Below are 13,885 nucleotides of genomic sequence, written 5' to 3'. Positions count from 1 at the left end.
GCACACCCAGCCCCACCGGCCCGCACCCGACCACCCCACCGGCCTGCCCCATACGCCCACCGGCCGACGCCCGACACCCACCGCCCCACACCCAGTACCCCCACCCGCGCTCCACCCCCACCCCCCGTGAGCGCCCGGTAACCCCCCGGCAACACCCGAGCAATCCCCCCGACCCGCCCCACCCCTAATTTCTGTCAAGCGACAGAAACACCCCCGGAGCCGGAGGTCCCGCAATGGCCACAGAGACCACCTACGGAGCCCGCGACCATGCCCGCGCCCAGGAGGGCACCCGCACCGAGGCCATGCCCGTCGTCCCGGCCGGCGCCTGGCCCACCCCGCCCGCGCAGGCCGACGACATGGTGTGGGCGGAGACCGTCGCGGGCGGCAACTACACCCACCGCGTCCTCGCCCGCGGCACCGAGCTCCGCCTCACCGACCTCCGCGGAGACGCCTGCGCCCACCTCCTCCTGTACGCCGAGGACCGACCCTGGGAGCGCCTGAACGTCGCCGACACGGTCAAGGTCCAGTGGAACGCCTACCTCGGGGAGAACCAGCTCCTTCTCTCCGACCAGGGCCGCGTTCTCGCGAGCGTCGTCGCCGACACCTCCGGCCGGCACGACGCCCTGTGCGGGACCTCCACCCTCGTCCGCAACACCGGACGCTACGGCGACGGCACCCCCCAGAGCCCCTCCCCCGCCGGCCGCGAGCTCTTCAAACTGGCGGCCGCGAAGAACGGCCTCGAACCCCGCGACCTCCCGCCGTCCCTCTCCTTCTTCCAGGGCGTGCGGATCCGCGAGGACGGCACCCTCGACTTCATCGGCTCGGCGGGCCCGGGTGGCAGCGTCACCCTCCGCACCGAGCAGGACGTGACCGTACTGATCGCGAACGTGCCGCATCCCGCGGACCCACGCCCGGAATACGTCAGCACGCCGCTCGAAGTGCTCGCCTGGCGCGCCCAGCCCACCCGCGCCGGCGACCTCCTCTGGGACGCCTCGCCCGAAGGCCGCCGCGCCTTCCTCAACACCGCCGATTTCCTCGCCGCCAGGGGGCTCGCATGAGCACGAAGACCGTCGTTCCCGCCCGCGCCGCCTGGTCCTCGATCGTCCGCCAGGGCGAGACACTCACCATCAGCGACCTGCACGGCAACCAGGCCGTCGACTTCCTCGTGTACGACGCCCACGACACGTCGGTCCGCTACAGCGCCCCAGACACGATCCACGCCCAGGGCGGCATCTTCCTGACCACGGGCAGCACGCTGATGTCCAACGAACACACGCCTTTGATGACGGTCACCGCCGACGACGTGGGCCGCCACGACACGGTCGGCGGCGCCTGCTCCAAGGAGTCGAACACCCTTCGCTACGGCCATCACACCTGGTCGCAGCACGCGTGCGTGGACAACTTCCTCGCCGAGGGCGCGAAGTACGGTCTCGGCAAGCGCGACCTCGTCTCCAACATCAACTGGTACATGAACGTGCCGGTCGAGAAGGACGGCACCCTCGGCATCGTCGACGGCATCTCCGCCCCGGGCCTCTCCCTGACCCTGCGCGCCGACCGCGACGTTCTCGTCCTGGTCTCCAACTGCCCCCAGATCAACAACCCTTGCAACGGATTCGACCCCACGGCCGTGGAGATGACGATCGAGGCCGCCGCGACGACGAGCGGAGCCGTCGAATGACCTTCGACACCCTCCTCGTCGCCAACCGGGGCGAGATAGCGGTCCGTATCATCCGTACAGCCCGCGAACTCGGCCTGCGCACAGTAGCGGTGTACTCCGATGCCGACCGCTCCGCGCCCCATGTCCGTCTCGCCGACCGGGCCGTACGCCTCGGCCCGGCGCCCGCGAAGGAGTCGTACCTCGACATCGACCTCGTGCTGAAGGCGGCCAAGGACACGGGCGCGGGCGCGATCCACCCCGGCTACGGCTTCCTGTCCGAGGACGCCGCGTTCGCCCGGCGCTGCGAGGACGCAGGGATCGTGTTCGTGGGCCCCACCCCAGAACAGCTGGAGCTGTTCGGCGCCAAGCACACGGCCCGCGCCGCGGCCGAGGCGGCGGGCGTACCGCTGGCGCCCGGGACAGGCCTGCTGGGCTCCCCCGAGGAGGCCGTCGAAGCCGCGGCGGCCATCGGCTACCCGGTCATGCTCAAGGCCACCGGCGGTGGCGGCGGCATCGGCATGTCGGCCTGCCGCTCCGCCGACGAACTCGCCGACGCCTGGGACCGGGTGCAGCGCGTCGCCGCCGCCTCCTTCTCCTCCGCGGGCGTCTTCCTGGAACGCCTCGTCGAGCACGCCCGCCATGTGGAAGTGCAGGTCTTCGGCGACGGCGACGGCCAGGTCGTCACCTTCGGCGACCGCGACTGCTCCCTCCAGCGCCGCAACCAGAAGGTCCTGGAGGAGGCACCGGCACCCGGCCTCCCCGCCCACGTACGCGCACAACTCACCGCAAGCGCCCGCGACTTGTGCGCATCGGTCGGCTACCGCTCCGCGGGGACCGTCGAGTTCGTCCACGACGCCGTCCGCGAGGAGGCCTACTTCCTGGAGGTCAACACCCGTCTGCAGGTGGAGCATCCGGTCACCGAGGAGATCTACGGCGTCGATCTGGTCGCCTGGATGCTCCGCCTGGCCCGGGGCGAGCGGGACCTCGTACGCGAGCCCGGCCCCCCGCACGGCCACGCCGTCGAGGCCCGTCTCTACGCCGAGGACCCCAGCCGTGAACACCGGCCCAGCGCTGGCCTGTTGACCCGGGTCGAGTTCCCCACCGGGGTCCGTGTGGACGCCTGGGTGGAGACCGGCACCGAGGTGACGACGTCGTACGACCCTATGCTCGCGAAGATCATCGCGTACGGCCCGGACCGCGCCCACGCGCTCCAACGGCTGGACGAGGCCCTGGAGCGCACCCGCGTCGACGGCATCGAGACCAACCTGGGCCTGGTCCGGGCGGCGCTGGCGGACTCCCGTTTCGCGCGGGCGGCCCACTCGACGGCGACCCTCGCCGAGGTCCAGGACCCGACCCCGCGCATCGAGGTCGTCGCCGCCGGCACCCTCACCACCGTCCAAGACTGGCCCGGCCGCACCGGCTACTGGCAGGTCGGCGTGCCTCCGTGCGGTCCGATGGACGACCGCTCCTTCCGGCTCGGCAACACGGCGCTCGGCAACCCGGAGGGCGCGCCCGGCCTCGAATGCACCTTGCAGGGCCCGTCGTTGAGGTTCACGCACCCCACGACCGTCTGTGTGACGGGCGCCCCGGCCCCCATCACCGTGGACGGCACACCGGTCCCGCAGTGGGAGCCGGTGACCGTACCCGCCGGCGGAGTCCTGGAGGTCGGCGCACCCGCCGAGCACGGCCTGCGGACGTATGTCCTCTTCGCGGGCGGGCTGGACGTCCCACTCTTTCTCGGCAGCGCGAGCACCTTCACCCTGGGCCGTTTCGGCGGACACGGCGGACGGGCGCTGCGGACGGGGGACGTGTTGCGCGGCGGGAGAGTCACCGAGGGCTCGCGCGTGACCGAGCGCCCCGATTTCACCTCCGTCTGGCAGGTGAAGGCCGCCGAAGGCCCGCACGCGGCACCGGAGTTCTTCACCGAGGACGACATCCGCGACTTCTACGCCGCCGACTGGAAGGTCCACTTCAACTCGGCCCGCACCGGTGTCCGCCTGATCGGCCCCAAGCCCCGCTGGGCCCGCACCGACGGCGGCGAGGCGGGCCTGCACCCGTCCAACATCCACGACACCCCGTACTCCGTCGGTGCCGTGGACTACACGGGCGACATGCCGGTGCTGCTCGGCCCGGACGGCCCCTCACTGGGCGGCTTCGTGTGTCCGGCGACCGTGATCAGCACCGAACGCTGGAAGCTGGGCCAGCTGCGCCCGGGGGACACCGTGCGCTTCATGCCGGTGGACACGGACGGCTCGGCGCGCCCGGTCATTGTGGACGGCGGCATCCTCGCCCGCGACGGCGACGTGACGTACCGCCGCAGCGGTGACGACAACCTGCTGGTCGAATTCGGCCCCATGCAGCTCGACTTGGCGCTCCGCATGCGCGTCCACGCCCTCATGGAGGCGGTGTCCGAGCAGGGCCCGGACGGCATCACCGACCTGACCCCAGGCATCCGCTCCCTCCAGATCCAGACGGACCCGAGCCGTATCCCGCAGCACGAACTCCTTTTCGCCATAAGGGAGATCACCAACTCCCTCCCCCCGTCGGACGAATTGGTCGTGCCCTCCCGCACGGTCCACCTCCCCCTCTCCTGGGACGACCCGGCCACCCGCGAGGCGATCGCCCGCTACATGGCGGGCGTACGCGACGACGCGCCCTGGTGCCCGTGGAACATCGAGTTCATCCGCCGCGTCAACGGCCTGGACTCTGTGAACGACGTCTACCGCACGGTCTTCGACGCTGAGTACCTCGTACTGGGCCTCGGCGACGTCTACTTGGGCGCCCCCGTGGCCACCCCCCTCGACCCGCGCCATCGCCTGGTGACCACCAAGTACAACCCGGCACGCACCTGGACGGCCGAGAACTCGGTCGGCATCGGCGGTGCGTATCTGTGCGTTTACGGCATGGAGGGCCCCGGCGGCTACCAGTTCGTGGGCCGTACGACCCAGGTGTGGTCGCCCTGGCAGCAGCGCGGCGCGTTCGAGCCGGGCTCGCCCTGGCTGCTGCGCTTCTTCGACCGCATCAGGTGGTACCCGGTGGACCCGGACGAACTCCTGGAGCTGCGCGCGGACATCACGTCCGGCCGTTTCGTGCCCCGCATCGAGGAGGGCACGTTCTCGCTGGCCGAATACCAGGACTTCCTGGCCGAACACGACGCATCCATAGCGGAGTTCAGGACGCGCCAGCAGGCTGCCTTCTCCCGGGAGCGGGACGCTTGGGAGGCGGCGGGCGAGTTCGCGCGCGCCGAGGCGGCCTCCGCACCGGCGGTGCCCTCGGCGGAGGTGACGGTCCCCCCGGGCGGCCGTCTGATCGAGGCCGAATTCGCCGCCTCCGTGTGGCAGTTGAACGTCGAGCCGGGCGACGAGGTGACGGTCGGGCAGCCGCTCCTCGCTCTGGAGGCGATGAAGATGGAGTCCAGGGTGCACGCACCGACGGACGGAGTGGTCACGGAGATCCTGGCCAGGCCGGGCGACCAGGTGGAGGCGGGGACGGCACTGCTCGTCCTGGCCCCGCCCGCACAGTGAAATCCGCCCATGCAGTGAAGGAGGAGCACGCCATGTCCACCACCCTCACCCGGGTCCGTGCCGCCTACGACCGTGTCGAGTCCGTGGACCGCCCCGAGATCTGGATCGACCTGCGCCCGCGTGCAGAGGTCGAAGGGGAAGCCCGGTCGATCGACGAACGTCTCGCGCGGGGCGAGCAACTCCCCCTCGCGGGCCGCCTGTTCGCCGCCAAGGGCAACATCGACGTGGCGGGCCTTCCCACGACGGCGGGCTGTCCGTCGTACGCCTACCGCCCCGAGGCCGATGCCCCGGTCGTCGCCCGTCTCCGTGCGGCGGGCGCGATCGTGCTCGGGACCACGAATCTGGACCAGTTCGCGACAGGCCTGGTCGGCACCCGCTCCCCGCACGGCGCGGTCCGCAACGCATACGACCCCGCGCGGGTGAGTGGCGGTTCCAGCTCCGGTTCGGCCGTCGCTGTGGCTTTGGGCATCGTCGACTTCGCCCTCGGCACCGACACGGCGGGTTCGGGCCGGGTTCCTGCGGCCTTCAACGGCATCGTCGGCCTCAAGCCCACCCGCGGCCTGGTCCCCACGGCCGGGGTCGTCCCGGCCTGTGCCTCGATCGACTGCGTGACGGTCTTCGCCCGCACCCTCCCGGAGGCGGAGCAGGCGCTGTCCCACATGACGACGGGCACCGCCCCGTCCCTTCCCGGCCGCCGCCCCGGCCCCTGGCGGATCGCGATCGCCCCGCGCGAGCAGCTGGGCGAACTGGACGAGGGCTGGGCGGAGGCGTACGAGGCGGCCGTGGAGCAACTGATCACGGCCGGCGCGTCGATCAGCGAACTCGACCTCACGCCCTTCACCGAAGCGGCGGCGATGCTGTACGAGGGCGCTTTCGTGGCAGAGCGCTACACAGCGGTGGGGACTTTTGTCGACAAGGCGATAGCAGCGAACGACGACTCCCTCGACCCCACCGTGGCCGCCATCATCACCCGGGCCCGCGACCTCCCGGCCCACCAGCTCTACGCGGACCTGGACCGCCTGGCTGTTCTGCGGACTCAGGCGCTCAAGGAACTGTCCGACGCGGACGCCGTCCTCCTCCCCACGGCTCCCGGGCACCCCACCCTCGCGGAGGTGGACGCCGACCCCTTGGGCGCCAACGCCCGCCTGGGCCGCTTCACCAACTCCACCAACCTCTTCGACCTGGCCGCGGTGGCCGTCCCGGCAGGTGAGGTGAACGGCCTCCCGTTCGGCGTGATGCTGATCGGTCACGCCCACACCGATGAACGCCTGGCGAGAATCGCGAGCCTGCTCCAGCCGGAGGCACGCCTGGCAGTGGTGGGCGCCCACCTGACGGGCCAGCCGCTGAACCCCCAACTCCTCGCCCTGGGCGCCCGCTACGACCGTACGGCGACCACGGCCCCGGTCTACCGCCTGCACGCACTCCGAACAGAGCCCCCGAAGCCGGGCCTGGTCCACGTGGGCGAGGGCGGCGCGCAGATCGAGACGGAGATCTGGCGCCTACCGGCAGAAGGCCTGGGCCGCCTCCTGACCGCCCTCCCCCGCCCGATGGCGCTCGGCAGCATCGAACTGGCGGACGGCACCAGAGTCCCCGGCTTCCTGTGCGAACCGAGCGCACTGGAGAACGCCGAGGACATCACGTCGTACGGAGGCTGGCGGGACTTCTTGCAGCGCAGGACGAGCTGAGTCTTTTAAGGGGCGCGGGGCTGCATCGATTTGCGGCTCCGCCGCGTGGGCGGGACCAGCCACGACGAACCCGCACCCGCCCCCAAACCCGTCACCCCACCGACGAGTAGGCCACAACCCCCCGCAGCAGCAGATCAACGGCCTTGCGCGCATTCTTCGCGACGGAAGACCCCTCACCCCCGGACACAGGCGCCGCCGCCGAGATCTGCCCCAGCACATCGATCACCTGCTTGCACCACCGCACAAAGTCCCCGGCCGGCATCTCCGCCTCCCGAAGCACCTCGTCGAGCCCCTTCCCCGAGGCCCACATGTACGCGGCCCAGGCGAACCCGAGATCCGGCTCCCGTTGTCCGACCCCCTCGGTCTGGCTGATCCGGAAGTCCTCCTCCAGCGCGTCCAGCCGCCCCCAGATCCGCACCATCTCCCCGAGCGCGGCCTTGGCCTTGCCGGAGGGAAGCTTGGGCGCCATGGCGTCATCGCCCACCCGGGCCTCGTACACCAACGCCGACACACACGCGGCCAGTTCGGCGGGAGCGAGCCCCTCCCAGACGCCCGCCCGCAGGCACTCACTCGCCAGAAGATCGAGCTCGCCGTACAACCGCGCCAGCCGCTTGCCGTGCTCGGTGACCTCGTCGGCCCGCAGATAGTCCAGCTCGGTCAACAGCGCGACGATCCGGTCGAAGGTCCGCGCGATCGTGTTGGTCCGGCCCTCGATGCGCCGCTCCAGCTGCGAGGTGTCCCGCAACAGCCGGTGATACCGCTCGGCCCAACGGGCGTGGTCCTCCCGGTCGTTGCACCCATGACAGGGATGCGCCCGGATCGCCGTCCGCAGCCGGGCGATCTCCCGGTCGTCGGCGGCCTGGGACCGCTTCTTGCGGGCCCGCTCCGGCGGAATGTGCCCCGCCTTGGTGCGCAGCGCCGACGCGAGATCCCGACGGGACTGCGGCGAACGCGGGTTGAAGGTCTTCGGGATCCGCATCCGCTCCAACGCCTCGACCGGCACCGGGAAGTCCATCGACGCGAGCCGCTTGACCTGCCGCTCGGCGGTCAGCACCAGCGGCCGCGGACCGTCGTGGTGCTCGAAGCCCCGGTGGCCGTTGGACCGCCCGGCCGGCAGCCCCGGGTCCAGCACCAGCGCGAGACCGGCGTACTTGCCCGTCGGCACATGGATGACGTCACCCGGCTTGAGCTTCTCCAGCGCCACGGCCGCCTCGGCCCGCCGCTGGGCCACGCCCTCCCGGGCCAGCTCGGTCTCCCGGTCCTTGAGCTCGCGGCGCAGCCGCGCGTAGTCCTCGAAGTCGCCGAGGTGGCAGGTCATGGACTCCTTGTAGCCGTCAAGGCCCTCCTCGTTGCGCTGCACCTGCCGAGAGATCCCGACGACCGACTTGTCGGCCTGGAACTGCGCGAAGGAGGTCTCAAGGAGCTCACGCGACCGGTGGCGCCCGAACTGTTCGACCAGGTTGACCGCCATGTTGTACGACGGCTTGAAGCTGGACCGCAGCGGATACGTACGCGTGCCCGCCAGTCCGGCCAGGTGCTCGGGACTCGACCCCCGCTGCCAGAGCACCACCGCGTGGCCCTCGACGTCGATACCGCGCCGCCCCGCACGCCCCGTCAGCTGTGTGTACTCGCCGGGCGTGATGTCGGCGTGCTGCTCGCCGTTCCACTTGACGAGCTTCTCCAGCACCACCGAGCGGGCGGGCATGTTGATGCCCAGGGCGAGGGTCTCGGTCGCGAACACGGCCTTGACCAGACCACGCACGAACAGCTCCTCGACGACCTCCTTGAAGGTCGGCAGCATGCCCGCGTGGTGGGCCGCGATGCCGCGCTCCAGGCCTTCAAGCCACTCGTAGTAGCCGAGGACATGGAGGTCCTCGGTCGGGATCGACGCCGTGCGCTCCTCGACGAGCGCGCGGACCTTGCCGCGGGCCTCGTCGTCGTTCAGCCGCAGACCGGCGTACAGGCACTGCTGTACGGCCGCCTCGCATGCGGCGCGGCTGAAGATGAAGGTGATGGCGGGCAGCAGGCCCTCGGCGTCGAGGCGCTCGATGACCTCGGGCCGACTCGGGGTCCACACCCGGGACCGCTGCCGTCGCTCCCGCTCCCGGTCGGCCTCACGCATCGCCCGGCCGCGTCTGCGGTCCTGGTAGGACGGCCGCTGGGCCTCCATGCGGGCCAGCCGCGTGAGGTCGGGGTTGACGGCCTTCTTCTGGCCCTCGCCCTCCTCGAACAGGTCGTACATCCGCCGCCCGGCGAGCACGTGCTGGAACAGCGGCACGGGCCGGTGCTCGGAGACGATCACCTGGGTGTCGCCGCGGACGGTGTCGAGCCAGTCGCCGAACTCCTCGGCGTTGGACACGGTCGCGGACAGCGACACCAGGGTCACCGACTCGGGGAGGTGGATGATCACCTCTTCCCATACGGCGCCCCGGAAGCGGTCGGAGAGGTAGTGCACCTCGTCCATGACCACGTATCCGAGGCCGAGGAGGGTCTGCGAGCCCGCGTACAGCATGTTCCGCAGCACCTCGGTGGTCATCACGACCACGGGGGCGTCGGAGTTGACGCTGTTGTCGCCAGTGAGCAGACCGACCTTGTCGGCGCCGTAACGGCGGCTCAGGTCCGCGTACTTCTGGTTCGACAGTGCCTTGATGGGTGTCGTGTAGAAGCATTTCTTGCCCTGTTGAAGGGCGAGGTGGACGGCGAACTCGCCGACGATCGTCTTGCCGGAGCCGGTGGGGGCGGCCACCAGCACGCCCTTCCCTGCTTCGAGTGCCTGGCAGGCCTCGATCTGGAAGGGGTCGAGACCGAAGTCGTACATCTCGCGGAAGCCCGCGAGCGCGGTGGCCTGCTCGGCTGCCCGCAGGCGGGCTGCCGCGTACCGCTCGGCCGGTGAGAGGTCCTCTGTCATCGTGCTTTCGAGCGTACCGGGCGGCACTGACAACAGGACGATCATTATCCGGATCGGATGACATGGAACCTGGTCTTCACGCAGTTCAAGGACCTATGACCGCCACGGCCCCACGCACGCATCGTGCGGTGAGCGGCAGCGGTCCAAGGGGTTCGCCGTCCGCGTACCCGGTGACGCCGTCGGCGACGATCTCCACCTTCGCCGCCCGCACCACGCTGACCTTGGGATGCTCGACGTGGGTGCCCCGGTACACGCTCGGGAACACCCGCAGCAGGGCCGTACGGCTGCAGTCCCCGACCACGGTGATGTCGAACAGCCCGTCGGTGAGGTCCGCGCCCGGGCAGATCCGCATACCGCCGCCGTACGACGATCCGTTGCCGACGGCCACCAGGGTCGCCTCGACCTCCCGGGCCTCGCCGTCGTCGAGTGTGATGCGGTACGGGAGGGGCCGGAAGGCGGCGAGTTCGGCGAGCATCGTGAGGTCGTACCTGAGGCGGCCCGTGGGCCATCTCATGCGGTCGCCGCGGTCGTTGACGCGGGAGTCGAAGCCGGAGGCGAGGACGGTGCCGAACCAGTGGCCGCCGACCTGGCCGAGGTCGGTGTCGTGGACGCGGCCGTCCTTGAGGGCGTCGGCGATCAGCCGGCCCGCGGCGGCCGGGTCGCACACCGGCAGGCCCAGGGCGCGGGCAAGGTCGTTGCCGGTGCCGACGGCGACCAGGCCGAAGGGGACGCGGGTGCCGGCCACGGCTTGGAGGGCGAGATTCGCCATGCCGTCGCCGCATACGGCGATCAGGGCGCCGGTGCCCTCCGTGACGGCGGCACGCGCGCGTGCGAGGGCGTCGGGGGCGTTCTCACCGAGGACGGTCCGCACCGAGAATCCGGCCGCCCGCAACGCGGAAGCGGCCGGCTGCGCCGCGTGGGCGCCCCGGCCGCGGCCCGCGGTGGGGTTGACGAAGAGGGTGATCTCGCTGGTCACGGGTGTGACATTACGAGGCGTTCCCGGTTTGTCAGGTCACGTCGTCATAACCGTTGACCCGGTCCGTGCCCGACTGCTCGGGCAGCGCCCGGCTCGCGGAGACGGTCTCGACGTCGCCGATGTCCTCCGGGGTGAGATCCAGGTCGGAGGCCTCGTCGTCGTCCGGGCCCTGGTCCTCGCGACGGCGCCTGCGCTTGTCGTTGAGCAGGGAGAAGACGACGGCGCAGAAGTACAGGACCCAGATCGGTGCGGCCAGGGCCAGCATGGTCAGCGGGTCGGTACTGGGCGTGGCGACGGCCGCGAACACAGTGATGCCCATGATCATGGCCCGCCACCAGCCGAGCATCCGCTTGCCGGTGATCATCCCGATGAGGTTGAGGAAGACCAGCAGCAGGGGCAGTTCGAAGGAGAGGCCGAAGACCAGCACCATACGCAGGACGAGGTCGAGCAGGTCGTCCAACGGCAGCAGGTTGGAGGTGCCGCCGGGTGTGAAGCCGATCAGCACTTTCGCCGTGGTGGGCAGCACGGTGTAGGCGAAGTAGGCACCGATCATGAACAGCGGGGCGCCGGTGCCGACGAACGCGTAGGCGTACTTCCGCTCGTGCCGGTGCAGTCCGGGCGCGACGAAGGCCCACAGCTGGTAGAGCCAGACCGGCGAGGCCAGCACGACACCGGCCATCAGCGACACCTTCAGCGCCAGCGTGAAGGGGGCGAGCAGACCGTTGATGGTGATCTCGGCACACGGCGCGCTCGACTTCGACGACTGCGCCAGTTGCGAGAAGGACTGGTCGCAACCGACCGAGTCGAGGATCGGCCTCGTGATGAGGTTGATGATGTCGTTGTAGAAGAAGGCGGCGACCACCGTGATGGCGACGATGGCCAGCATCGCCTTCGCGAGCCGGTTGCGGAGCTCACGAAGGTGTTCCGCGAGGGGCATCCGCCCCTCGGGATCCTTCTCCTCTTTGCGGGCAGACTTGAGCAACCCACGTTCCCATCTCGTGCGGGCGGGCCGGAGGTCTCCGGCCCCGCGTCAGCGCTTGGTCGAGTCCGTCGGCTCACTGACCGGGCGTGCGCTCGTCACGTCACCGGGAGAGGCCTGGATGGTGCGCTGAGCCGGGGGCTGCTCGTCCGTGTTGGGCGGGCCCGCCGGGGTGGCCGTGCTGCTGCCCTCGTCCTTCATCGCCTTGGCCTCGCTCTTGAGGATGCGAGCGGACTTGCCGAGCGAGCGCGCCATGTCGGGAAGCTTCTTCGCGCCGAACAGCAGGATGATGACGACGAGGATGAGAATGATCTCGGGGGCGCCGAGCCTTCCGAACATAAGTCTTTACCTTCTCACCGAGGCGGCTTGTGGGGTGCTGTCCGACCGGTCGGACAAGTGTCCGATCAGTCGTGCTGACAGCGATCGTAACGCTCAGGGGTGAACGCCTGGCAATCCCTGTGCGCACTCCCGGTTCGCGGCCGGGCCTCGTTATCCGGTCCGCGACCAGCAGCGTACCTGCCGACCCCGCCCGCGTGACAGGGCGAAGTGGCCCAAACCGCATCCGGCGCTCGACTCACACCCAACTCTCAGCGGTACTCACAGCGAGTCCACAGAACGGGCCGTGCTCACCGCCGCCCGCTCCAGGTCCTCAGCGGCCCGGTTGATGCGCCGAGCGGAGTCGGTGACCTGACGTCCGAGGCGCTGCGCCTCCAGGAAGACCCGGACGGCGAGCACGCCCAGGACGACGAGACCCACGAAACCCACAGCTACCGCGAACATCGGCCAGAACATGGGACCGAGCCTAGAGGGTGGAGTGCAGCCGCAGCGTCCGGACCCCGCCGCCCGTCAGCAGCTCCACGATCCGCTCACCCGCGGGCTTGCGGACCGCCGCGCCGCACTCGGGGCAGGTGAAGGAGTAGAAGGTGGTGCGGCTGGTCGCGCCGATGGCGAGTCGCAGGGCGCCCGCGGCCAGCTCGAACCGCTCCCGGCAGTCCGGACAGCCCGCTTTGAAGGTCACCGGCGCCACACTTCTCATCCCCGCGAAAGCGGCAGCCACCGTCATGCCCGCACCAGACGTCGCCGACTCGCTCAAAGCCCCTGCTCCTGCCTGTCGTACCGACCGCCCTGCACCCCGGTCCCGGGAGTGCCCTGCGCCTCGACCCCGTCGTACGCCGCCAGCGCCTCGCGGGCCGCGTCGCGGGCACTGTCGGCGAGGTCGCGCGGCGAGACGATGCGGCCGTCACGGCCGAGCCGCAGCGCCAGCCGCCTGAGCGATGCCGGATCGGGGGTCCGGAGGGTAATACGCAGCCCGCCGTCAGAAAGCTCATCCGCACTGTCGTGCGGGTAGTACTCGGCGACCCAGCGACCGCCCGGACCTACCTCGACGACCACCTCGGGGTCCTCGGCGGCGGGCTGCACAAGCCCCTCGGACAGGTCCCTGAGCTCGATCTGAGGCGGCGCGGACGGCTCGTCGAGGATCCTGATCTCGGCGACCCGGTCGAGCCGGAAGGTGCGGCGCGCCTCGGAGCGCCGGCACCATGCCTCCACATAGGTGTGGCCGACGCTGACCAGGCGGATCGGGTCGATCTCGCGCTCGGTGACCTCGTCGCGGGCCGGCGAGTAGTAGCGGATCCACAGCCGACGCCGCTCGGAGATGGCCCGGTCGACGTCCGCGAAGACACCGCCCTCCGCCTCGAAGGTCACCGACAGCCGAGAGCTCGCGCCCGCCTGCTCCCCGGCCGCGGTCTCCACCTTGGCGGTGGCCCGCAGCAGCGCCTGCCGGTCGCTCTCCCGGAGACCGGGCAGCGTGGAGACCGCCCGGGCGGCCACCAGCAGCGCGGTCGCCTCGTCGGCGGCGAGCCTGAGCGGCTCGGCTGTCTCCTCGCCGAGGGCGGCGGGGTTGTGCCACCAGATCCGCTCGCCGTCGGTGTCGATGTCGAGCAGATCACCACCTCGGAAGCTGGTGCCGCACATGGGCAGTACGTCGAGGTCGGAGACCAGCTCGTCCTCGGTGATCCCGAAGGCGCGGGCAACGTCCTCCACCCGGGCCCCGGGGCGCTCCTTCAGATAGGTCACCAGGGAGAGCATCCGCCGGGTCTGGTCGATGGCGTTCGCGGGCCTGACCGGTTTGCCTGCCACGTTCTCTTCCGTCCCCC

11 protein-coding genes are annotated in these 13,885 nt (G+C 70.7%); 4 read left to right on the top strand and 7 right to left on the bottom strand.

Annotated elements, in window-relative coordinates:
- The first annotated feature begins 233 nt into the window (after nucleotides 1–233).
- Genes ACI2L1_RS19615 through atzF form a run of 4 tightly spaced genes read left to right on the top strand, consistent with a single transcriptional unit; the run spans nucleotide 234 to nucleotide 6,866 of the window.
- Nucleotides 234–1,058: an urea amidolyase associated protein UAAP1 gene (locus ACI2L1_RS19615; protein WP_404740594.1), complete on the top strand. Its 825-nt coding sequence runs from the start codon at nucleotides 234–236 to the stop codon at nucleotides 1,056–1,058.
- A complete protein-coding gene (locus ACI2L1_RS19610; protein WP_404740593.1) occupies nucleotides 1,055–1,678 on the top strand; it encodes an urea amidolyase associated protein UAAP2 in 624 nt (207 codons plus the stop codon). The genes ACI2L1_RS19615 and ACI2L1_RS19610 overlap by 4 nt, the downstream gene beginning before the upstream one ends.
- Nucleotides 1,675–5,181 (top strand): 5-oxoprolinase/urea amidolyase family protein, encoded by a 3,507-nt coding sequence (locus tag ACI2L1_RS19605; RefSeq protein WP_404740592.1) that lies wholly within the window; start codon nucleotides 1,675–1,677, stop codon nucleotides 5,179–5,181. Before ACI2L1_RS19610 ends, ACI2L1_RS19605 begins: the two co-directional genes overlap by 4 nt.
- 14 nt (nucleotides 5,182–5,195) lie before the next feature.
- Nucleotides 5,196–6,866 carry an allophanate hydrolase gene (atzF, locus tag ACI2L1_RS19600; RefSeq protein ID WP_404740591.1) on the top strand — a complete coding sequence of 557 codons (1,671 nt, stop codon included), beginning with the start codon at nucleotides 5,196–5,198 and terminating at the stop codon, nucleotides 6,864–6,866.
- Between the two features lie 91 nt (nucleotides 6,867–6,957).
- On the opposite strand, the gene ACI2L1_RS19595 is transcribed toward atzF, so the two are convergent.
- The 7 genes from ACI2L1_RS19595 to ACI2L1_RS19565 form a co-directional block, all read right to left on the bottom strand.
- The gene (locus tag ACI2L1_RS19595) at nucleotides 6,958–9,819 is read right to left on the bottom strand and encodes a DEAD/DEAH box helicase (protein WP_404740590.1); all 2,862 of its coding nucleotides are present in this window, start codon (nucleotides 9,817–9,819) and stop codon (nucleotides 6,958–6,960) included.
- Between the two features lie 40 nt (nucleotides 9,820–9,859).
- Nucleotides 9,860–10,750, bottom strand: coding sequence for a diacylglycerol kinase (locus ACI2L1_RS19590; RefSeq protein ID WP_404740589.1), 891 nt, complete (start codon nucleotides 10,748–10,750; stop codon nucleotides 9,860–9,862).
- 31 nt (nucleotides 10,751–10,781) lie between these two features.
- Complete coding sequence (gene tatC, locus ACI2L1_RS19585) at nucleotides 10,782–11,732, bottom strand: twin-arginine translocase subunit TatC (RefSeq protein ID WP_404740588.1); 951 nt, start codon at nucleotides 11,730–11,732, stop codon at nucleotides 10,782–10,784.
- 48 nt (nucleotides 11,733–11,780) lie between these two features.
- Nucleotides 11,781–12,068 carry a Sec-independent protein translocase subunit TatA gene (gene tatA / locus ACI2L1_RS19580; RefSeq protein WP_404740587.1) on the bottom strand — a complete coding sequence of 96 codons (288 nt, stop codon included), beginning with the start codon at nucleotides 12,066–12,068 and terminating at the stop codon, nucleotides 11,781–11,783.
- A 258-nt stretch (nucleotides 12,069–12,326) separates the two neighbouring features.
- Complete coding sequence (locus tag ACI2L1_RS19575; RefSeq protein WP_404740586.1) at nucleotides 12,327–12,521, bottom strand: hypothetical protein; 195 nt, start codon at nucleotides 12,519–12,521, stop codon at nucleotides 12,327–12,329.
- 10 nt (nucleotides 12,522–12,531) lie between these two features.
- Nucleotides 12,532–12,822, bottom strand: coding sequence for a hypothetical protein (locus ACI2L1_RS19570; RefSeq protein WP_404740585.1), 291 nt, complete (start codon nucleotides 12,820–12,822; stop codon nucleotides 12,532–12,534).
- Entirely contained in the window at nucleotides 12,819–13,868 is a 1,050-nt protein-coding gene (locus ACI2L1_RS19565) for a helix-turn-helix transcriptional regulator (RefSeq protein ID WP_404740584.1), read from the bottom strand. Before ACI2L1_RS19565 ends, ACI2L1_RS19570 begins: the two co-directional genes overlap by 4 nt.
- Nucleotides 13,869–13,885 lie beyond the last annotated feature (17 nt).

The sequence above is a fragment of the Streptomyces sp. NPDC019531 genome, from assembly GCF_044903305.1.
In the GTDB taxonomy this organism is placed as follows: Bacteria; Actinomycetota; Actinomycetes; order Streptomycetales; family Streptomycetaceae; genus Streptomyces.
This window is presented reverse-complemented; position numbering and strand designations above follow the sequence as displayed.